This is a genomic window from Engelhardtia mirabilis (assembly GCF_007748095.1).
GTDB lineage: Bacteria > Planctomycetota > UBA1135 > UBA1135.
Map to the genome: position 1 here is coordinate 5,538,801 of NZ_CP036287.1, position 20,147 is coordinate 5,558,947.

Consider the following 20,147-nt stretch of genomic DNA (forward strand, 5'->3'; position numbering starts at 1 on the left):
AATGCGCCGCCTACTCGCCCCCCTCGCCCTGCTCGCGATCGTCTCCGGTTGTGGGTCGAAGCCCGAGCGTGCCTTGACCCCCCAGGAGCTGGCTCGGATGAGCCGACTCGAGCGGCTCGAGATGATCGATTGGGAGTCGGGCCATCCGATCATCGACTCCCTGCTCGACGGGATCGAGGTCGCCCGACTCGAGGTGGCCAAGGAGATCACCCAGTGGCGCGCGAGTGGCGGCACGACCTGGCGCAACGACGAAGGGCGGTTGGTCGTGCGTGCCGACGAGGGCGGCGACCGCGTCGTGGTCGATCGCGGCGGGCTGAACCTCAAGGGGACGTCCGTCGACGCGCTGTTGATCGACGTCGAGGTGGTGGAGCCGGCCGAGGTGCGCGTCGTGACCTTCACTCAGCCCGAGAAGGGCGGCAAGGTCGAGCCCCGCGAGCACAAGCTCTCCGTCCCCGCCGGCGGACACCGATTGGACATCCCCCTGGCCGAGGCCGGCGTGCTCAGCGCCCTGCGGATCGACCTGCCGAACCTCGCCTCCCTGGGCTCGATCGGCGCCAACCGTCGTCAGTTCGATCTGGCCGCTTCGCCCACCATGGGACCCCACGGCTACGTGGACGTTGGCCTGGGATACCTCGAGCGCAACGCCAAGGAGCGCAAGGACATCAAGGCCGAGTCGCGGCGCGGCGTTCCGCTCTTGCCCGGCAAGTTCCAGCTCGCGCTCTACGAGGGCGGCGGTCACCCGCTGCTGTTCAGCGCCCTGGCCCTCTCCAAGGGAGCGGTGGCCGCCGGTGACACGGTCGAGATCGAGGTGCTGGCGCGCGAGGCCGTGGACGCCGACCCGTCCAGCGGGACCAAGGTCATCCACCGACAGACGCTCAAGGCCTCGAAGGACAGCAACCTGTGGTTCCCCTTCAAGGTCGAGCTGCCCGGCGGCCCCGGCGAGAGCTGGGAGGTCTTCTTCCGCGCCACGGGCGGCAAGGCCGATCGCGTCAACGCCATCGTCGCCGCGCCGGTGCTGGTGCGCTGTGACGTGCCGCGCCCGCCGGACCTGGTGCTGGTGACCGCCGACACCCTGCGCGCGGACCACATCGGCGCCAACCGCAAGGCCCTGGGGCTGGGGCCCCTGCCGGGACTGGCGACGCCGTTCATCGACTCCCTGGCGGCGGCCGGGGTGAACTTCGTCGACGCCATGGCGGCCAGCAACGCCACCAGCCCGTCGCACTCGACCATCCTGACCGGCCTGTACGCCCGCGACCACCGCGTGCGCAACAACGAGCGCGTGCTCGACGAGCAGGCCGTGACCCTGGCCGAGCTGATTCGGGACGACTACTACTGCGTCGCGTCGGTCACCGCGCGCCACCTGAATTCACCGGCTTCCGGCCTGGGCCAGGGATTCGACCTTTTCTACGAGGTCCCCCTGCCGATCGAGGGCGGCTGGACCTTCGGCATTCCGAAGACCCTGGACGACCTGCCGCCGGTCAACCTCGACGACTACAACCAGCGCGGCGCCGCCTTCGCCAACCCGCGCCTGGAGCAGTTCCTGGCCGAGTCGGGCGAGCTGCCGCTGTTCCTGTGGACGCACTACTTCGACCCCCACTCGCCCTATGTGGTGCGCGACGAGATCGCGGAGAAGTACCTGTTGCCCGAGGACCCCAGCCAGCCGCCGTTCCTGCAGCAGATCGCCGAGGCCCGGGCCAAGTACCGCGGGCTCGACGTGGAGCCCGAAATGGCGCTGCAGATGTTCCTGATCGACGTGCCGGCCCTGGCCTTCACGGCGCCCTACCACAGCATCGATCGGCTCAAGTCCCTCTACGCCGCCGGGATCACCCAGTACGACACGGACCTCTCGGAGCTGTTCGCGAAGCTCGAGTCCCAGGACCGCGATCCGATCGTGGTCTTCACCGCCGACCACGGTGAGTCCCTGGGCGAGCGCGACATCTGGTTCGGTCACGAGGGCACCTACGACAACACCCTGCGCGTGCCGCTGATCATCGGCGGTCCCGGGATCGAGGGCGGGCGCGTCGATCGCGCTCCGGTCAGCACCGTCGACATCGTCCCCACCCTGCTCGGGCTGCTCGACATCGAGGGGCCCGAGTACCTGCCGGGAGTCGACATCCTCACGTCGCCGCCGCCCGCGGACCGCAGGCGCTGGTTCCAACACGCGGGCGACCTCACCGTCGGCTTCCGCGAGGGCGACCGCCACGCCTTCATGATCACCCGCGACCACCTGATCGGCACCTACCAGAAGCCCCAGGCGCGGGGCGCGGTGGTGGTCGAGGTCGACGGCGAGGCGGTCGAAGTCAGCGAAGAGGAGGCCAAGCAGGTCACCGACGAGATCCGCGACTGGATGTTCGCGCCGGTGATCAACCTCCACGAGCTGAACGTGCAGCTCTCCGCCAGCGACCGAGCCGGCCTGCGGGCGCTCGGCTACGCCGGCGACTGACCGGGACCATCGCGCTCGGGTCGCCTACAGCGCGTGGGCGGCCGTCCACCACAGCCCCACGATCACCAGGATCAGGGACAGGTTGACGGCGTCGAGCACCGTCGCGCGCAGGGCGATCCGCAGGGCCGCGCGGTGCAGCACGCCGCGCGGCAGGCCCAGCTCCTCGAAGTGCTCCCCCAGTTGGCCGAGCACGACCAGGCCGCGCCGAAGCCCGCGCAGGGTCCAGAAGGCCGCCAGGCTCAGGGTCACCGCCCGCACGAAGGCATAGGGCTCGGGCAGCCAACCAGCCGGGCTGCCGCCGTCAACCACCGGCGCCCTGCCCCAACAGCGACGCGATCCAGGCCAGGGCGGCGTAGAGCAGACTCGCTGCCACCAAGACCAGGAGCGACAGGCGCACCTCGCGCTTCTTGACCTCGACCGAGCGCTCGATCAGGCGCTCGATGCGTTCGGTCTCCTCGACCAGGGCCCGGCGCAGGGCCGCGGTGGCCAGCTCCTCGAGCTCGCTGCGTCGCTCGTCGAACGCTCCGGTGAGCACGTCCTTGGCACCCTTCTTCAGGCCGGAATCGCGCACTTTGCGCAGGGCCTCGACCAGCCGCGGGCGCTTCTTGCGCCGGCCTTCGCCCGGGGGCAGGACCTCGCTCGCCGGGGGCGGCGGGTCCTCACCGGCTCGCTGGTCGGAGTCCGCGCCCATCTGCTCCTCAAACGACGCGGGGCGCGCCGCCCGAGCGCGCCTCGATCTGCGCGCGGCGCTGTTCGTAGCCCGCGCGACCCATCAACGCGTAGGCGGCGACCTTGCCGGCCTCGACCCCGGGTTGGTCGAAGGCGTCGATGCGGTAGTGCTCGCCCATCATCGCCACCGAGACCTCGAGCAGGTACATGAGCTGCCCGACGGTGTGGGCGCTGACCTTGTCGACTTCCAGCGTGACGTTGGGCCGCCGCGCCTCGGTCAGAGCGATGCGCGTGCCGTCGCGCTCCGCCTGGAACAGCTCGCGCAGGGTGTGTCCGCCGAGGTAGGCCGCGCCCTCGAGGTCGGGGAAGGCGGTGGGAATCGGCACCTCGTGGTCGGGGGCGGCCACCGAGAGCAGGGTGAACCACTTGTCGAAGGGCCCTTCGACGTAGAGCTGGACCTGGCTGTGCTGGTCAGTGACGCCCACCGCGCGCACCGGCGTCGGTCCCACGAAGACCTCGGAGCCGTCGCGCCCCAGGCGCTTGCCGATCGACTCGCCCAGGAGCTGGGCGTACCAGTCGGCGCAGTCCTTGAGCCGGTGGCTGTAGGACATGGTCACCGCGATCGGCTTGGCGCGCAGGTTGTGGAGGCCGAACTGCAAGGCGGCGTGGATTGCGGCTGGGTTGTCGGCGAAGTCCGCGCCCTTGACGCGCTCGTCCATGGCGGCGGCGCCCGCGAGCAGGCTCTTGATGTCGATGCCGACCAAGGCCGAGGACAAGAGGCCCACTGGCGACAGCACGCTGAAGCGGCCGCCGACGCCGTCGGGGACCACGAAGGACTGGTAGCCCTCGCGCTTCACGATCTCGCGCAGGACGCCGTGCTCGGCGTCGGTGGTCACGACGATGTGACGGCGGTGCTCCTGCTCGCCCACGGCGTCGATCAGCCGCTGGCGGAAGATCAGGAACTGGCTCATGGTCTCGGCCGTCCCGCCGGACTTCGAGATCACGTTGAAGAGCGTCCGCGCGGGGTCGATGTGCTCGAGGAACTCGCCGATCAGCTCGGGGTCCACGTTGTCGAGCACGAACAGGCGCGGTGTGCCCGCCGGCGGATGCAGATTGTGGTACGGGCTGCCCAGGGCCGTCTGCAGCGCGGTGTTGCCCAGGGCCGAGCCACCGATCCCCAGCACCACGACGTTCTCGAACTGCTCGCGCACCGAGGCCACGTAGGCTTCGATCGAGTCGTGGACCGCGGTCTCGTAGGGCAGGTCCATCCAGCGCAGCTCGTTCGCGCGACGGGCCTGGATCGCCGCCAGGGCCGGACCCGCGGCCGCAGCCGCCGCGGCGAGGTCGGCCTCGGTCAGACCGTGTTCGGCGCCGACCACATCGGCCAGGGCATTGGTGTAGTCGAGTCGGATGGCGCTCATCGGAAGGCAGGCTCGGGAGGCAGGCTCATTGCGGCTGGGGGCGACTCGCGGCCGCCCGCGCGGGGTGGCGCATTAGACGCCGGCGGGGCGGGAGCGCCCAAACGAAAGCTCTCCCGCCCCGCACCGAGGGTCCACGGCCCGCTCGCGTGCTCAGTCGCTGCGGTTCATCCCGGTGAACTGCAGGATCAAGTAGGCCAACTGCAGGAGCGAGCCGGCCGCGGCGGCCACGTAGGTCAGCGCCGCGGCGCCCAGCACGGTCTCGACCCCCTGCGCCTCTTCGGTGGTGGACACGATCCCGGTCGAGGCCAAGACGGCCTTGGCCCGCCGGCTGGCGTCGAACTCGACCGGAAGAGTCACGAGTTGGAACAGCACCAACAGCCCGAACAGCCCGATGCCCAGGGCCATGACCGGCTTGCCCAGGCCGGCGCCGGCGAAGGTCAGCATCGCGCCGACCATGAAGACGACGCCCCACAGGCCCGAGCCGATCTGGACCGCCGGCACCAGCGTCGAGCGCATGCCGAGCCAGGCGTAGGACTCCACATGTTGGATCGCGTGGCCGGCCTCGTGGGCCGCAACCGCGATCGAGGAGACCGAGCGGCCGTCGTAGACCGCGGGCGACAGGCGCAGGGTGCGCGAGGTCGGGTCGTAGTGGTCGGAGAGGAAGCCCTGGTGACGCTCGATGGTCACGTCGAGGGCTCCGCCGGCCCGCGCCACGGCCGCGGCCGCCTGGGCCCCGGTCATGCCGCTGCGCACGCCGACTTGTTGGTACTTGGCGAAGGCGCGCTTGACCCGCGCCGAGGCCAGGAGCGAGAGCCCCAGGGCCACGAGAGTGACGAAGATCCAGCCGAAGGAGAACATCGTTAGCTGTTGTTGGGGAGGCCGCCGCGCAGCTTGCAGTCCCCCACGGATGCGAGCTCGCGGCGTAACGCTCCCATACGTCGAGAGCAGCTCGAGTGGGAGGGCAAATCCGGCGGGAGAGGTGCGGTGGCGGGACGTACGGTGGCGGGATCATTTGTCCCAGCGGGGCGCAGGGCTGCCGGCGTTGCCGGCAGCCCTGCGCCCCGCTGGGACAAATGATCCCGCCACCGTACGTCCCGCCACCGCACCTCCCCCTACATCCCGGTCACGTTCCCGTCGGCGTCCAGGTCGATGTCCAGGTACGCGGGCGTCCGCCCCATGCCGGGCATGGTCATGATGTCCCCGGCCAGGACCACCACGAAGCCTGCGCCCGCCTGCAGCCGCAGCTCGTTCACGGGGAACTCGAAACCCGTCGGCCGTCCGCGCAGCTTCGGATCGTGGCTGAGGCTGTACTGGGTCTTGGCCATGCAGATCGGCAGGCCGCCGTGCCCCGCGGACTCCAGACGCCCGAGCTGCTCCGCCGCGCGGGCCTCGAAGCACACGCTGCCGGCTCCGTAGACGCCGGTCGCGAGGGCCTCGATCTTGGTCTTGAGCGGCGCTTTCGGCGCGTAGGCCCCTCGCAGCTGCACCGCCCCACCCGCGGACGCGGCGACCACCGCCTCCGCCAGGGCCCGGCCGCCCTCCCCACCGCGCGCGAAGACCTCCGACTCGGCCACCGCCACCGCGCCACCGGCCTCGGCCTGGCGTCGGATCGTCGCCAACTCCTCGGGGTGGTCGGTGGGGAAACGGTTGATCGCCACCACGCAGGGGATGCCGAAGGCCGTCAGGTTGGCCAGGTGCGCCTCGAGGTTCGCGCAGCCGGCCTCGACCGCTTCCACGTCGCACTCCGCCATCTCGGGCGGCAGGGGCCGACCGGCGCGCACCTTGTACTTACCCGAGTGCACCTTGAGTGCGCGCACCGTGACCACCACCACCGCGGCGGCCGGCGGCATCCCGGACACCGGCACCTTGATGTCGACGAACTTCTCGGCCCCCATGTCGGCGCCGAAGCCGGCCTCGGTCACCACGTAGTCGCAGATGCGCCCGGCCAGGCGGTCGGCCACCACCGAGCAGTTGCCGTGGGCGATGTTCGCGAAGGGACCGGTGTGGACCAGGGCGGGCGTGCCCTCCGTGGTCTGTACCAGGGTCGGGTCGAGGGCGTCCTTGAGAATCGCCGCCATCGCGCCGGCGGCGCCGATCTCCTCGGCCGTGATGGCCTTCCCGGAGAGCGTCTCGCCGACGACGATCGAACCCAGCCGGCGACGCATGTCGGCCAGGTCGGTCGACAGGGCCAAGATCGCCATGACCTCCGAGGCCGAGGTGATGTCGAAGGCCGCGTCGCGCGGGATGCCGTTCTTCGAACCACCCAGGCCCGTGCGGACCTGCCGCAGGGCGCGGTCGTTGATGTCGACGACCCGGCGCCAGGTGACCCGCTCGGGATCCATGTGGAGCGGGTTGTCCATGGCGATCGAGGTGTCGATCGCCGCCGCGAGCAGGTTGTTGGCGGCCGCGACCGCGTGGAAGTCGCCGGTCAGGTGCAGGTCGATCTCGACCCGCGGCTCGACGCAGGAGCGCCCCCCGCCGGTGCCTCCGCCCTTGATGCCGAAGATCGGCCCCATCGACGGCTGGCGCACGGTGCACACGGCGCGGTGGCCGATGTGTTGCAGGGCCTGGGCCAGGCCGATCGTGTGGACCGTCTTGCCCTCGCCGAGGACCGTCGGATTGATCGCCGTGACCAGGATCAGGCGAGCGCCGGTGGGCGGATCCCCGGCTGCGAGGCGATGGTCGAGCTTGGCCTTGTAGTGGCCGTAGGGCTCGACCGAATCCGGGGACAGGTCGAGTTGGGCCGCCACCTCCGCGATGGGTCGCAGGTTCCCGTCGCGCTGCGCTTTTGTCCTCATGCCCAGAGTCTGCCGATCGTCCCCGCTGGGGCCCAGGGGCCGCCGGGTCCGCGCCCGCCGCGGGTCGGGGCGAGGGCCTTCGAGCGACCCGTTCCGGGGACGCCCACGGACCCGCGGCGCAGGGGATTCAACTCTCCCCCTTCCGTTGGGGTAGGAGTATCGGCGGAGTCGGGGTAGCTTCTATTCAAGAGGCAGGCCTCCCGATGCCCACCCTGGCGAGCGCCTCGCCTACCCGATGTCACCCATGACCGACCGCGAAGAGCTGCTCAAGATTGGCGAGTTCGCCCGCCTGGCCGGGACGAACCTGCGCACCCTGCGCTACTACGAGGAGCTGGGGCTGATGCACCCGGCCTCCCGCAGCGAGGGCGGCTTCCGGTATTACCGGCGCACCGACCTCAATCGGCTCAACATGATCCGCAACCTGCAGGAGCTCGGCCTGCAGTTGGAGCGTATCGGCGAACTGCTCGAAACCCGCACCAAGGGCCTCTCGCGCGGCGAATTCGTGAATCGCGTGCGCCGCGCCCTGGCGGAGCAGGACCGGCTCATCGCCGACCGCGTCGAACAACTCCAGGCCCAGCGGGCGAAGCTCGCCGAGGCCTCGTGCAAGCTCGGGCTATGCGAGGGGTGCGAGCACTTCCCGAACCCCGAGAACAACTTCTGCGAGCCCTGCCAGAACTCCGGCGAGGTGCTGCCCGAGCACCTGTCGGCCCTGTTCTAGGCCGCGGTCCGGTCCGCGACGGCCCCGGATCGACGGGGCTCCCGCCGTGGTCACGCCCTGACGCGATGTGCCCACCTCGGGCTCGCCCGTCCAATCCCTGACTCCCCGGCCCCGACGTCCCCAGGGACAGCTAGACTGCTGGCCGTTTTTTCGGCCCGGAGCGGAGCGCGGCGGTGCCGCCCGGCGCTCCCCGAGCCGACCCTCGGCCACCGATCTCGCCATGAGTTCCGAACCCGTCTACCTCGACAACAACGCCACGACCCGCGTCCACGACGAGGTCCTCGAGGCGCTCCTGCCCTGGCTCAAGGGCGGTTACGGCAACCCCTCGAGTGCCCACTGCATGGGTCAGCCGGCCGCGCGGGCGATCGCCAAGGCCCGCTCCCAGGTGGCCCGCCTGGTCGGAGCCCGCAGCCCGCGCGAGATCGTGTTCACCTCCGGCGGCACCGAGAGCATCAACAGCGCGATCCGCTCCGGCCTGCGCTTTCGCCCCGAGCGGCGACGGCTGGTGACCAGCACCGTCGAGCACAGCGCCACCGCCAACCCGGCCCGCCGCCTGGTGGACAAGGGCTTCGACGTGGTCTTCGCCACGGTCGACCACGCGGGTCGCCTGGACACCGAAGCCGTGCTGGCGGCCATCGACGAGACCTGCGCGATGGTCACGCTCCTGTGGGGCAACAACGAGACCGGCGCGGTCGTGCCCCTCGAAGACCTGGCGCGCATCGGCGAGCGCGCCCGCGAGGTCGGCGCCGCCTTCCACCTGGACGCAGTCCAGGTCGCTGGCAAGCAGCCCATCTGCGTGCAGTCCCTGCCGGTCGACATGGTCTCGATCAGCGCCCACAAGTTCCACGGGCCCAAGGGCGTCGGCGCCATCTGGGTGCGCGGCGGCGTCGACTACGCCGCCCACGTGGAGGGCGGGACCCAGGAGGAGGGCCGCCGCGGCGGAACGCTCAACACCCCCGGCATCGTGGGCCTGGGCGCCGCCGCCGCCCTGGCCGCGGACTACGCTGCCGACGGGGCCGCGCAGGCCGCCACCCGCGCCCGGCGGGACCGCCTGGAGCAGGGCCTCGTGGCCGCCATTCCCGAAGCGACGGTCAACGGCGCCGGCGGCCCGCGGGTCGCGAACACCTCGAACATCTCCTTCCCCGGCGTGCGCGGGGACGCCCTCTTGCTCTTGCTCTCGGAACTCGGCCTGTGCGTTTCGACCGGCTCCGCCTGCAGCACTGGTAAGAAGGCCCCCAGCCACGTGCTGCTCGGGATGGGCGTACCCGCCGACCTGGCCGGGGGCTCGATCCGCCTGTCCCTCTCGCGCTTCACCACCGACGCCGATATCGACGCGGCCCTGGAGCGCATCCCGGCCGCGGTCGTCCAGCTGCGCGAGATGGCCCCCAGCACCCCCTGAGGTCCCGATCCGGGCCCATTTCGCACTCGAATACCGACGGCTCGGCCGACCCCCGGGCGCGGACTGAGTTAGCCTTGCGCGGCGAATCCCCGTCGGATCCCGCCCCCCCACCATGAGCGACCGAGCGACCACCGTCTACCGCGTCAAGACGAGCGGCTTCTGGAACACCCGTCACGAGTTCTCCGAGGAGACCGATGAGGGCCTCCAGCGGATCGGCGTGCTGACCGTCAAGCGCGGCAAGCTGATCGTCGTCGAGGGCGACTACCAACCCGAGAAGGGCGAGGTGCTCGAGTTCCGGCGCGATCCGGGCCTGTCGCGCAGCCAGTTCTCCCTGTGGACCGACGGCCGCGAGTGGCTCGGCTCCTCCCTGCGCTGGTCGACGGTGGAGCGCCGCGTGGACCTGTTCACCGGCAACAAGCCCCTGCGCCTCCTGCCGATCGAGGGCCTGCGCTTCGGCTGGTCGCTGTATGCGCCGAAGTCGGGCGAGGTGGCCCGCATCGAGGCCAGCCCCTACCTGGGCCGCTCGGCCAAGGTCGAGGTCTATCGGCGCCTGGACTTCCCGCTGCTCATGTTCGCCTACTTCTTGGGGTCGCAGATCTACCCCGAGTCCTTCCTGCCGGGCCCCCAGCCCGACAAGGTCAAGGCCGCGGCGGCCGCCACGGCGGTCTGAGCTCGCTGGTCCGTCGGAGATTGCTCCGCCGGCTGCTCTACCAGCGCGGTCGGGGCGACGGCCAAGCGCGTCCCCTGCGCGAACCATCGCCCCCAGCTGCCCGGCCCTCCGTTCGGCTGCGCTACCCACGCGGACCCGATCCGGATCGCTCCCGGAGTCTGACCGTTCCCCGCTCCGAGCGGCCCAACCCTGGTCCGGGACGGCCCGCGAGGCCGAATCGCGGCCCTGGCGCCCACGTGGCCGGGAATCGGGCCGTAGTCTTTCGGGCCTGGGAACCGATCCACGGGTCTGGGCCGTCTCGGGAAGAACCCGCCCGGCCGATCGTCCCAGCCCGTCGGTCGAAGGCCGACTCCCATCCGCCCGAACCGACTCGACCAGCACCTGCCACGCTCCCGGCCGGGCCCGCTGGCCAGCAAGAACACCGCCTCCGCACTCCCCCAAGGGAACCGCGGAGGCCGACCCAACGCCCCATCCGACCATGCGCTCTGCAGTCGTCATCGCCCTGGTGCTCCTCGGAGTCACCGCCCTCTACTTCGCCCTGGCGCCCGATGCCGCGACCGGCGACATCGACAGCGGGGCCGCCCTGCCGGGCGTGACCGCAGCCCTGCCGACCCGCGACTCGGGCCCGGTGACGACCGCGCCGGTGGGCGAGGTCACGCCGACCCGCGTGCAGCAGGCGCAGGTACAAGAATCGATGCGCGTGACCGTCGAGGGCCAGGGCAGCTTCGACAGCGGGCTGACCGGCACCGTCACCGACCCCGACGGCAACCCCGTCGAGGGCGCCATGGTGACCCTGCGCGACGACACCGGCCTGGGGACTGGCGGCGACCTGGCCCCCTTCCTGGCCCTGGCGGGAGCCCAGGTCGACCAAGGCGAGATCTGGACCGCGTCCACGAACAACCTGGGCCTCTACAGCTTGAGCGGCATGGAGCCGGGCAACGGCTACACGCTGGTCGTGGAGCACGAGGACTTCGCCCCCAAGGAGGTCGCGCTGGTCGAGGTGCTCGCCGAGGGCCGCAAGACCTACGACATCCGCCTCGACGCCGGGTACATGATCCACGGCTACGTCTTCGACCACTCGACGGCCACGCGGCTGATGGGTGCCGAGTTGACGCTGGTGCCGCTGATGTTCGCGCAACTGCCGCCGGACGATCCCAAGCTCCAGGCACAGAAGCGCACGGCCACGACCAACGAAGAGGGCTACTACCGCATCGAGAACGTCTCTGCGGGCATGCGCCAACTGACGGCGATGGCCAGCGGCTTCGGCGCGGTGACGATCGGCAACCTGAACGTCATCGGCGACAAGAAGATGGTCAACCAGGACTTCCGCCTGGAGCCCGGCACCCTGATCGCCGGGCAGGTGGTGCAGCGCGACGGCAGCCCGGTAGCCGGCGCGCGCGTGCAAGCCCTGAGCTACGGCGGGCAGAAGAGCTCGCGCGGCGAGGCCCTCTCGGGCGCCGACGGGCGCTTCGAGGTGGTCGACCTGATGGAAGGCACCTACTCGGTCTTCGCCGAAGCGGAGGGCTGGGACGTGGCCCGCGTCAACCGCGTCGAGGCCGGTGACACGGGTGTGCGCCTCGAGATGGACCTCCTGGGCGGTGTGAGCGGCCGCGTCATCGCGGACTCGCGCCCGGCCACGAACTTCACGGTCGCCCTGCGGATGCTCAACCCGCACACCGCTACGCCGGGTCGGCCGATGAAGTCGGCCAACTTCACCGGGCGCACCGACGGCACCTTCTCCCTGGCCGGCGTCGGTCCCGGGCGCTACATCGTCGAGGGCCGGGCCAACGGCTTCGCGCCGACCTTCTCCGACCAGTTCGAGGTCGTCAAGGGCGAGTCCACCAGCGGCATCCAGGTCAACCTGACCCGCGGCGGCGGCATCGTCGGGCGTGTCCTCGACCGCGACGGCGAGCCTGTCTCGGGCGCACGCGTCACGACCTACGACAACACCTATGTACGCAACGCGCTGAGTCAGGTCTTCGACGCGCTGATGCCGCGGGTCACCACCGAGGCCAACGGTCGCACGGACAGCGAGGGTTACTTCGAGTTGGCGCTGCTGTCGCCCGACGTCTACCAGTTGATGATCGAGCACCCCTCGTTCACGACCAAGACACTCAAGGACGTGCGCGTCGTCTCCGCCGAGGAGCCCACGGACATCGGCACGATCGAAGTGCGCGTCGGCTCGACCTTGATTGGCACGGTCTACGACAGCTCCGGCGCCCCCCTGGCAGGAGGCACCGTGACCGTCAGCGGCAACTCCGACGCACCCGGCGTCGCCTACAACACCCGCACGGCGGCCAATGGCGCCTACGTGATCCGCAACATCGTTCCCGGCCGCTACACGGTGCATGCCCAGCGTCCGATGGAGCAGGGCGGCAGCCCCTTCGAGGGCATCGTCGACATGAACCGCTCGCGTCGCGAGGTGGTCCTCTCCGAGGATCGCGAGTTCAGCCAAGACCTGTACCTGGGCGGGTGATCCCACCTTGCGCGCGGGGCCCCTGCTCTCGCTGACCGCCGCCGCCGGTGCGGTGGCGGTCGGCCTGCTCTTGCTCGGACCGGGGGGCACCGATCAACCCGGCGTCGATCGATCCGAGGCCGCGCTCGTCGAGGACCCTGTGCCGTCGCCCGAGCCGCCGTCACCGGCGCCCTTCTCCGTCGCGATCCCGGCCGCGGCGCCGGTCGAGGCCGAGGCGAACCGCGCCGCGCAAGCGCCGGGGACGCGAGTCCCCCACACCCTGCAGAGCCTGCACGGCCGCGTCTCGGCGCCCGCCGGCCTGACCGCCGGCGTGCGCGCGCGGGTGATCGACTCCCGGGGTGAGGCCTGCACCTGGGTCGCGGCCGACGGCGCGGGAAACCTGGTCTTGGAGCTGAGTCGACCGGTCGAGCGGGCCCGGATCGAGTTCGACCACCCGGCCCTGGCGCCCCTGTTCCTCGAGCCCTTCGACGTGCCCCTGGGCGAGCGCCGCGGCTTCGGCCTGGCGCGCATGGTCCCGGCGCGGACCGTCAGCGGCTCGGCCCGCTTGCTCGATGGCGCGCCGGCCGCCGGCGCCGAGGTCTTCGTCCTGCCGCCCCCGGGGCGCCTGGACAGCGGCGTGCCCCCGGTCACGGCGGACGGCGCCGGCGACTTCACCCTCAGCGGCGTGCCCCCTCGCCACGGCGGGCTGTTGTTCCTGCACCCCGGCGCCGCGGCCTACTTGGCGGAGGTTCCTCCGCCCACCGAGCCCCTGGTGGCCGAGCTGTTCGAGACCGAGCGGCGGATCGAGGTCCTGGTGCTCGACGAGTTGGACCAGCCCCTGGGGGGCGTCGCGGTCGAGCTCCACAGCGGCGCCCTCGTCCTGCGCCGTACCGTCACCGACGACGAGGGCCGCGCTGGCTTCGGTCCGCTTCCGGAGCTGGCCTTGGAAGTCTCGGCCGAGACCGACGAGCGCCCCCGCGTCGAGGTCGGGGGCGTCGTGCCCCGTGCAGACCCCGGCGCGGTCGAGCTTGTGCTCGAACCCGGTGACGATCCCGAGGACGCCGACGACGAGCCACAGCCCCGCGGTCACGACCGCGGCTGGCTCGGCTACGAGTTGACCGACGCACAAGGACAGGCCCTGCCGGGCGCCCTGCTCGAGCTGTGGGACCGGCCGCCCGGTGCACCCGAGCGCTTCGAGCTGCCGGGCCGTCGCGAGGAGCCCCTGCGCGCGGCCTTCGCCGATCAGCGCGGCTGGGCCCTGTGGCAGGACCTGGACGACGGACCCTGGTGGATGGTGGCGCGCGCGGCGGGTCAGTTGCCCGCGGTGGTCGGACCCGAGCGCGCCCGCGAGGACGACCCCGAGCCGCCGCTACTGAGCTTGGAACCAGCCGCGACCTTGCGCGGGATCGTGATCGCGGTGGACGGCAGCCCGGTCATGTCCACCCCCGTGGACCTGACCAGCTCCGCCGACCGCGGTGCACCGCTGCGATTGCGTCTTCTGACCGATCGACGCGGCCGCTTCGAGGCCCCGGCCCTACCGCTCGGCAACTGGACCGCCCGCGCCCTGGCGCCGCCGGGTTTCGAGGCCCTGGGTACCAGCGAGAACGAGTTGCTCGAGCTCACGGCCGGTGAGGTCGCGGAGATCGAGTTGATCCTCACGGGGAACTGAGCCCGCTTCATCGGGCGGGGTCTCGGGTAGGCGTTCGTCTTGTGCCTGGCACCTGACGAACGCCTACCCGGCGCCACGAGCGCTCAGGGCAGGAACGTCTCGGCGCTGAAGTCGAGCAGCGTGCCGCCGGACACCGAGTCATACGGCGCACCGGTGATCGACAGGCGCAGGCCGTCCTCGATCGACGCGATGGCCGGAATCACGCGCGGCATGACCATCGGCGCAGTGCTCCAACCGCCGAAGGTGATGGCCGAGGTCTCGACCAGGTTCGCCGGCACACCGCTGGACGTCGCCGCGTCCACCGCTGCCAAGCCACCGGCCACGCACACGCGGTTGCCCGCGACGGCGAAGGCCTCGGCGTAGGCGCGGGGCTGGGCCAGGGACGTGACGTTGGCCCAGGTGTTCGAGCCCGGGTCGTACACGCGGGCCGAGTTGAGCGTGGAGATGCCCAGGCTCAGGAAGTCGATCGTGCCGCCGCCGGCCACGAAGACGCGGCCGTCGGGCAGGGTCACCTGGGCGTGCAGGGCGCGCGCGCCGGAGAAGCTGGCCGCACCCGACATGGAGTTGTTGGCCGGGTTGTAGATGCGGCAGTCCGCGGTGATGCTCGGCACGGCACCGATGAAGATGACCTGGGTCACCTCGAGGCCGCCCGTGAGCAGCACGCGACCGTCGTTCAACTTCGTGGCCCGGTGCCCGCCGCGGGGGTTGGGGAAGTTCGGTCCGGCGCTCCAGTTGTTGGCGACCGGGTTGTAGACGATCGTGCTGTTCAGCACGTTGTTGAGGCCCGCCAGGGGATCGGCCAGGTCGAAGCCGCTGGCTCCGCCGGCGACGAACACGCGCCCGTCGTTCAACAGCGTCGCCGTGTGCAAGAGGCGCGGCGTGGGCATGTTCGCGATCGGCGACAGGGTGTTCGTCACCGGGTCGTAGATCTCGCCGGAGGCCAGGGGCGCGGCAGCCGCGTCGCTACCACCCAGCAGCAGCACTCGACCGTCGCCGAGCAGAGTCGCGGTGTGCGCCGCGCGCTCGGTGGACATCACCGCCGACGAGGTCGTGAAGCCCTGGTCCTGGGGATCGAACAGGTACAAGAGGTTGCCGGGCACCGTGGCCCCGAAGCTGTCCACCCCGCCACCGCCGGCCAGCAGCACGCGCCCGTCCGGCAGAGTGGTCGCGGTGTGGCCGGACAGGGCCGCGGGCAGGTCGCCCACGGTCAGGGTCGCGTTGCCCGGCGCGCTGAGGGCGAAGGCCGTGCGGTTGGTCACGTCGTCGACCAGGGTCGTCGTTCCCGGAAGGGTGATCGCCTGGGTGAACAGCTCCAAGCCCTGGAGCGCCGGGTCGGGGGGCAGGAGGTAGTTGGTCGATGCGTTCCCCAGGGGATCGATGACGCCGAAGGTCCACACGCTCTGCAGGTCGAGGCCAATGCCGAGCAACCGGGTGTCGACCGGGTCGATCAGCGCCAGGGGCAGCGGGCCGGTCTGGAACGACGGCATCAGGAAGAAGAACTGACCGGAGTTGGCGCCGCTCAGGTCGAAGTCGACGCTGCCGCCGAGGATGCCTTGGGTGCGGGTCAGCTGGGCTTGGGGCGCGGCGAGGGCCGCGCCGGCCAGGAGGGTCACCGAAGCGCAGCCGAGGGCCGCGTGGGAGAGGGGGAAGCGCATGGAGTTCTCGTCCTCGATTGGGAGGGACCCGCGTCGACCGATGTGGTCGCGCGGACGGGGGGCAGAACGGCCCGGGGGCCTCGCGGCGGCCGATGCCGCGTAGATGGAGTGGAACACACCCGGGCCGTAGGCGGGAGGGTCCTGGGGCGCCCCGAGCCCGTAAGCTGCCGCCCGTGGCCGACCGTCAGCTCGATCTCTTCGCCGGCCCGCCCCCCCTCACGCCGGTGCGCGGCGAGGCCAACGCGGATCCGATCGCAAGCGCCGAAGTCGCGCCGCCGACGCCCACAGGGCCGGCCCCCTACCCCCCGAATCTGTGGGCCGAGGCCGTCGGAGGGATCTTGGAAGCGCCGGTCGAAGTGGTCTACGGCCGCTCGCGCCGGCTCCCGGTCCAGCTCGAGCGCCGCGGCGGCAGGGGCGGCCCACGCTATCGCCTGCGCCTGCACCACATGTTCGCCGAGGCTCCCGAGCAGGCCCGCGCGGATCTCTTGGCCTGGCTGCGGGCGGGCCGGCGCGCCCGCGCCGCGTCCGCGCGCCTGGACGCCTGGATCGCCGCCGGCCTCGCGGCCCTGCCCCCCGCGCCGCGCCGATCGATGACCCTCTCGTCCGAGGGCGACGTCCACGACCTCGCGCAGATCACCCGGGCCGTGGTCGAAGACCCCAGCGCCGGCCCCGTGCGACGGCTCGCCCCCCTCCCCCCCGTCGGTTGGGGACGCTGGCCGACCCGCGCTCCGCGGCGCCGGATCCAGCTCGGCGCCTTCGACGCCGCCGCGCGCGCCGTGCGCATCCACCCGGTCCTCGACGACGCCGCCGCGCCGCGATCGGTGCTCGAGTACGTGGTCTTCCACGAGCTGCTGCACGCCGCCGTGGGCAACGCCGACGGCCGCCTGCACCACGGCCCCACTTTCAGCGCCGCCGAGCGGGCCTTCGACGGCACCGCCGCGGCCAACGCCTGGATCGACGCGCGGACCCCGGCGCTGATCGAGAAGGTCGCGCGGCGGGTGCGGCGCGGTCGCCGGCGCGGTTGAGCCCCTACTCGCTCGCGCGCCGGGTCAACGGGAACACGAGCTGCGCGGGCACGCTGCGCGGCATCTCACCGTCGCTCGGGTAGCCGATGCGCTCCGGTGCGCGGTCTGTGGGCCAGTAGGCGGTGCCGAAGAGCCAGTCCCACACCGACAGCACGATCCCGAAGTTCTTGGCCACGCCGCCCTCACTCGAGGCGTCGTGGTGCCACAGGTGCATGCGCGGGCTGTTGAACAGGTAGGCCAGCGGGCCGATGCCGAGGTCGATGTTCGAGTGGTTGAAGTGGCCCCAAGCGGTTCCGAAGACCGCGGCGGCGAAGAGCGGGCCGGGCGCTCCGCCAAGGAGCGACAGGGGCAACCACAACAACGAGCTGTAGACGACGATCTCGACCCAATGGAAGCGGAAGGAAGCGATCCAGTCCATCTGGTGCACCGAGTGGTGGACCTTGTGGAACTGCCACAACAGCGGAACGCGGTGCAGCAGGTTGTGGACGCACCACTGCAGGAAGTCGGAGACGACCAGGTAGGAGCAGAACTGTAGGGTCGGGTGTAGGGCGCCGAGGCCGGTGCCGGGCTGGGCGAAGGGGAGCCACGGCTCGAGCAACTCGCGCAGGCCCAGGCTCACGGTCCCCACCGTTCCGCCCACGATCACGGCGTAGAAGTGCCCGTTGAAGGCCAGGTAGAACAGGTCGTTCCCGAGTTGTGGCCGCAGCGCCGGTTGCTCGCGCCGCGCGGGGCGCAAGCGCTCGAGCAGGACGAAGACCAGGCTCACACCCACGAGCCAGTGCCAATAGGTCATCACGGGCAGCCGGGCTAGCGGAAGGACTCCGGCCACAGGTCGCGGCCCAGGAGCTGTCCCCAGTCGCGGTCGAAGGGGTGCACGTGCGGAACGGTGGAGCCGCCCCGGAAGACCGCGTGGCCCCGGTTGGCCCACTGGAAGATCGAGCCCTCGAGGTTGCGAACGCGGGTGAAGCCCGCGGCGCCGAGCGCCTCGGCCAGGTCGCTCGAGCGCCAGCCCACCGAGCAGTAGGTCACGACCTCGGTGTCCTGCGGAAGTCCCTCCAGCTCGGCCAGGGCCCGCTCGAGGGTCGCGGCCCGGCGCGCGCCGGGCAGGTGGCTGGTGGCGTACTCGTCGGGCTCGCGCACGTCGAGCAGCACCGGCGGGCGGCGCGCGGAGCCCAGGCGCGCGGCGAGGGCGGCCACGCTCATCTGGTGCGCCCGGGGGAAGCGCCCGCGGATCTGCTGCTCGAGCGCCGAGCGACGCTCGGGCTCGGGGCCGAACACGTAGTCCCGCGCGAGCTGCTCGAGGGCGCTGCCCTCCACCAGGCCGATGCGGCGCGCCTCCGCGAGAGCCGCCTCCCACTCGAGCCCCTCGTCGAGCACGCGCCAGACGAGCCAGACGGCGGCGGACTTCGACGGATCGCCGGACCACAGCCAGAGGGTCGTCCCGTCGAAGTCGACGACCGCGTCGGGTTCGACGCCCGTCCACCGCGCAACCGGATCGCAGGTGTCGACGTGGGCTCGCAGGATGCCGCGCAGCTCGAGCAGCCTCCGGCGGTCGAGCTCGCCGCCCTGATCGAGGTCGAGCTCCGCATCCGTGTCCGACCCGAGCTCGATCCGTTGACTGAGGTGAGGACCGACGGCGACGCCGATCCACCCGGCGCGGAACGCCGCTCCGGGCGTCACGCACTCCACGAGCTCGCCGAGCGGCAGCGGCTCCACCCCCCGCACCCCGCGGACCTGTCCCGCGACGATCAAGGCCAATGTGGACGCCACCAACCGCCAGGCGGAGCGCTCGATCGAACGACGAGGTCCCGCGCCCCGCTTCACGCCAACAACTCCGGCACCACGTGCCCGTGTACGTCGGTCAGCCGCATCTCGCGACCCCCGAAGTTGACCGTCAGGCGCGTGTGGTCGACTCCGAGCAGGTGCAGCATGGTCGCGTGGAGGTCGTAGATCTCCAGGGGCCGCTCCACGGCCTTGTAGCCGAAGTCGTCGGTGGCGCCGACCACACTGCCGCCGCGCACGCCGCCGCCGGCCAACCAGATCGAGAAGCCGAAGGGGTTGTGGTCGCGCCCGTCGGTGCCCTGGGCGAAGGGCGTGCGGCCGAATTCGCCGGCGAAGACCACCAGGGTGTCGGCGAGCAGGCCGCGGCTCTCGAGATCCGCCAGGAGCCCCGCGATCGGCCGATCGACGGCGCGCGCATTCTTCTCGTGGGCCTGCTTCAGGTCCGAGTGCTGGTCCCAGCGGTCGCAGCCGCCGATGGCCGGGCAGGTCAGCTCCACGAAGCGCACGCCGCGCTCGACCAGGCGACGCGCAAGCAAGCACTGGCTGGCGTAGGTGCGCGTAGGCTCGAATTCGTCGTCGAGGCCGTAGAGCGCGCGGGTTGCGGCGCTCTCGCCCGACAGGTCCGCCAGCTCCGGCACCGCCGCCTGCATGCGGAAGGCCAGCTCGCAGTTGGCGATGGCCGACTCGACCGCGTCCGCGCGGCCCGTGCGCGCGTTGAAGCCCTCGTCCAGGCGCGCCAACAGGTCGAGCTTGCGCCGCTGGACCTCGTCCGCGCGCTCCAGCGGACGCACGTTGGCCACCGGCTCGGGCCCCGGCCGCATGACCGAGCCCTCGAAAGTCGCCGGCAGGAAGCCGCTGCCGAAGCACTGCTGGCCGCCCGGCGGCGTCAGGCCGCCGTCGAGAACGACATAGCCGGGCAGGTTCTCGGACTCCGAGCCCAGGCCGTAGGTGACCCAGGCGCCCATGGACGGACGCCCGGAGAGCCCCAGCCCCGTGTGCAGGAAGTAGTTGGCGTTGGTGTGCTCGCTGAAGGGCGAGGTCATCGAGCGCACCACGCACAGCTTGTCCGCGTGGGCCCCGACGTTGCGGAACAGGTCGGAGACCTCGAGCCCGCTCTCCCCGTAGCGCCGGAACTCCCAGGGGCTCGCGAGGGTGTTGCCGTTGTTGTCGAACTGGGTGGCCTCCATGGCCATGCCGAAGGGCTGGCCGTGCTCGGCGGTCAGGCGCGGCTTGGGGTCGAAGGTGTCGACCTGGCTCGGGCCGCCGTCCATGTAGAGGAAGATCACCCGCTTGGCCCGCGGCGCGTGGTGCAGTGCGGGCCCGTCCGGCCCCTGGCGTCCGAACGCGCGCTGGCCGAAGAGCGCGCTGAACGCCAGGGCGCCAAAGCCCATGCTGGCCCGCCCGAGCAGCTCGCGGCGGCCGATGTGGAAGGGGCACTGCATG

At 71.6% G+C, this 20,147-nt stretch carries 16 protein-coding genes; 7 read left to right on the forward strand and 9 right to left on the reverse strand.

Features of this window, described 5'->3' with window-relative positions; genetic code table 11:
• Window position 1 precedes the first annotated feature (1 nt).
• Window positions 2-2,443 carry a sulfatase gene (locus tag Pla133_RS20405; protein ID WP_145068685.1) on the forward strand — a complete coding sequence of 814 codons (2,442 nt, stop codon included), beginning with the start codon at window positions 2-4 and terminating at the stop codon, window positions 2,441-2,443.
• A 24-nt stretch (window positions 2,444-2,467) separates the two neighbouring features.
• Here Pla133_RS20405 and Pla133_RS20410 read toward each other — a convergent pair whose 3' ends face one another.
• The 5 genes from Pla133_RS20410 to Pla133_RS20430 form a co-directional block, all read right to left on the reverse strand.
• Entirely contained in the window at window positions 2,468-2,752 is a 285-nt protein-coding gene (locus tag Pla133_RS20410; RefSeq protein ID WP_145068687.1) for a hypothetical protein, read from the reverse strand.
• Window positions 2,745-3,134: a hypothetical protein gene (locus Pla133_RS20415; RefSeq protein ID WP_145068689.1), complete on the reverse strand. Its 390-nt coding sequence runs from the start codon at window positions 3,132-3,134 to the stop codon at window positions 2,745-2,747. The genes Pla133_RS20410 and Pla133_RS20415 overlap by 8 nt, the downstream gene beginning before the upstream one ends.
• Before the next feature lie 7 nt (window positions 3,135-3,141).
• Window positions 3,142-4,533 carry a glucose-6-phosphate isomerase gene (locus Pla133_RS20420; RefSeq protein ID WP_145068691.1) on the reverse strand — a complete coding sequence of 464 codons (1,392 nt, stop codon included), beginning with the start codon at window positions 4,531-4,533 and terminating at the stop codon, window positions 3,142-3,144.
• 150 nt (window positions 4,534-4,683) lie between these two features.
• Window positions 4,684-5,391, reverse strand: a complete 708-nt coding sequence (locus Pla133_RS20425) for a zinc metallopeptidase (RefSeq protein ID WP_145068693.1) — start codon at window positions 5,389-5,391, stop codon at window positions 4,684-4,686.
• A gap of 254 nt (window positions 5,392-5,645) precedes the next feature.
• Entirely contained in the window at window positions 5,646-7,331 is a 1,686-nt protein-coding gene (locus Pla133_RS20430; protein ID WP_145068695.1) for a formate--tetrahydrofolate ligase, read from the reverse strand.
• A gap of 244 nt (window positions 7,332-7,575) precedes the next feature.
• Here Pla133_RS20430 and Pla133_RS20435 point away from each other — a divergent pair, with 244 nt between their 5' ends.
• The 5 genes from Pla133_RS20435 to Pla133_RS20450 all read left to right on the forward strand — a co-directional run bounded on the left by Pla133_RS20435 (window position 7,576) and on the right by Pla133_RS20450 (window position 14,242).
• Window positions 7,576-8,049, forward strand: a complete 474-nt coding sequence (locus Pla133_RS20435; protein WP_419191773.1) for a helix-turn-helix domain-containing protein — start codon at window positions 7,576-7,578, stop codon at window positions 8,047-8,049.
• A 220-nt stretch (window positions 8,050-8,269) separates the two neighbouring features.
• The gene (locus Pla133_RS20440; protein WP_145068700.1) at window positions 8,270-9,448 is read left to right on the forward strand and encodes a cysteine desulfurase family protein; all 1,179 of its coding nucleotides are present in this window, start codon (window positions 8,270-8,272) and stop codon (window positions 9,446-9,448) included.
• A 112-nt stretch (window positions 9,449-9,560) separates the two neighbouring features.
• Complete coding sequence (locus Pla133_RS26605; RefSeq protein ID WP_419191774.1) at window positions 9,561-10,118, forward strand: hypothetical protein; 558 nt, start codon at window positions 9,561-9,563, stop codon at window positions 10,116-10,118.
• Between the two features lie 478 nt (window positions 10,119-10,596).
• A complete protein-coding gene (locus Pla133_RS20445; RefSeq protein WP_419191775.1) occupies window positions 10,597-12,594 on the forward strand; it encodes a carboxypeptidase-like regulatory domain-containing protein in 1,998 nt (665 codons plus the stop codon).
• Window positions 12,595-12,601: 7 nt separating this feature from the next.
• Window positions 12,602-14,242, forward strand: a complete 1,641-nt coding sequence (locus tag Pla133_RS20450) for a carboxypeptidase-like regulatory domain-containing protein (RefSeq protein ID WP_145068703.1) — start codon at window positions 12,602-12,604, stop codon at window positions 14,240-14,242.
• Window positions 14,243-14,325: 83 nt separating this feature from the next.
• Here the strand turns inward: Pla133_RS20450 and Pla133_RS20455 are convergent, their stop codons facing one another.
• A complete protein-coding gene (locus tag Pla133_RS20455; RefSeq protein ID WP_145068705.1) occupies window positions 14,326-15,897 on the reverse strand; it encodes a Kelch repeat-containing protein in 1,572 nt (523 codons plus the stop codon).
• 173 nt (window positions 15,898-16,070) lie between these two features.
• Here Pla133_RS20455 and Pla133_RS20460 point away from each other — a divergent pair, with 173 nt between their 5' ends.
• Window positions 16,071-16,922 (forward strand): M48 family metalloprotease, encoded by an 852-nt coding sequence (locus Pla133_RS20460; RefSeq protein WP_145068708.1) that lies wholly within the window; start codon window positions 16,071-16,073, stop codon window positions 16,920-16,922.
• Between the two features lie 4 nt (window positions 16,923-16,926).
• On the opposite strand, the gene Pla133_RS20465 is transcribed toward Pla133_RS20460, so the two are convergent.
• The 3 genes from Pla133_RS20465 to Pla133_RS20475 are packed head-to-tail and all read right to left on the reverse strand — an operon-like array spanning window position 16,927 to window position 20,146.
• Window positions 16,927-17,715, reverse strand: coding sequence for a sterol desaturase family protein (locus tag Pla133_RS20465; RefSeq protein WP_145068711.1), 789 nt, complete (start codon window positions 17,713-17,715; stop codon window positions 16,927-16,929).
• A 14-nt stretch (window positions 17,716-17,729) separates the two neighbouring features.
• Window positions 17,730-18,692 carry a rhodanese-like domain-containing protein gene (locus tag Pla133_RS20470; protein ID WP_145068713.1) on the reverse strand — a complete coding sequence of 321 codons (963 nt, stop codon included), beginning with the start codon at window positions 18,690-18,692 and terminating at the stop codon, window positions 17,730-17,732.
• A gap of 50 nt (window positions 18,693-18,742) precedes the next feature.
• Window positions 18,743-20,146 (reverse strand): DUF1501 domain-containing protein, encoded by a 1,404-nt coding sequence (locus tag Pla133_RS20475; protein ID WP_145068715.1) that lies wholly within the window; start codon window positions 20,144-20,146, stop codon window positions 18,743-18,745.
• Window position 20,147: the final 1 nt, after the last annotated feature.

Excerpts from the sequence above, each read along its gene's own strand:
- Pla133_RS20405 (WP_145068685.1), top strand. The coding sequence starts at position 2 with ATGCGCCGCCTACTCGCCCCCCTCGCCCTGCTCGCGATCGTCTCCGGT.
- Pla133_RS20415 (WP_145068689.1), bottom strand. The coding sequence starts at position 3,134 with ATGGGCGCGGACTCCGACCAGCGAGCCGGTGAGGACCCGCCGCCCCCG.
- Pla133_RS20420 (WP_145068691.1), bottom strand. The coding sequence starts at position 4,533 with ATGAGCGCCATCCGACTCGACTACACCAATGCCCTGGCCGATGTGGTC.
- Pla133_RS20425 (WP_145068693.1), bottom strand. The coding sequence starts at position 5,391 with ATGTTCTCCTTCGGCTGGATCTTCGTCACTCTCGTGGCCCTGGGGCTC.
- Pla133_RS20430 (WP_145068695.1), bottom strand. The coding sequence starts at position 7,331 with ATGAGGACAAAAGCGCAGCGCGACGGGAACCTGCGACCCATCGCGGAG.
- Pla133_RS20435 (WP_419191773.1), top strand. The coding sequence starts at position 7,576 with ATGACCGACCGCGAAGAGCTGCTCAAGATTGGCGAGTTCGCCCGCCTG.
- Pla133_RS20440 (WP_145068700.1), top strand. The coding sequence starts at position 8,270 with ATGAGTTCCGAACCCGTCTACCTCGACAACAACGCCACGACCCGCGTC.
- Pla133_RS26605 (WP_419191774.1), top strand. The coding sequence starts at position 9,561 with ATGAGCGACCGAGCGACCACCGTCTACCGCGTCAAGACGAGCGGCTTC.
- Pla133_RS20445 (WP_419191775.1), top strand. The coding sequence starts at position 10,597 with ATGCGCTCTGCAGTCGTCATCGCCCTGGTGCTCCTCGGAGTCACCGCC.
- Pla133_RS20455 (WP_145068705.1), bottom strand. The coding sequence starts at position 15,897 with ATGCGCTTCCCCCTCTCCCACGCGGCCCTCGGCTGCGCTTCGGTGACC.
- Pla133_RS20465 (WP_145068711.1), bottom strand. The coding sequence starts at position 17,715 with ATGACCTATTGGCACTGGCTCGTGGGTGTGAGCCTGGTCTTCGTCCTG.
- Pla133_RS20475 (WP_145068715.1), bottom strand. The coding sequence starts at position 20,146 with ATGCAGTGCCCCTTCCACATCGGCCGCCGCGAGCTGCTCGGGCGGGCC.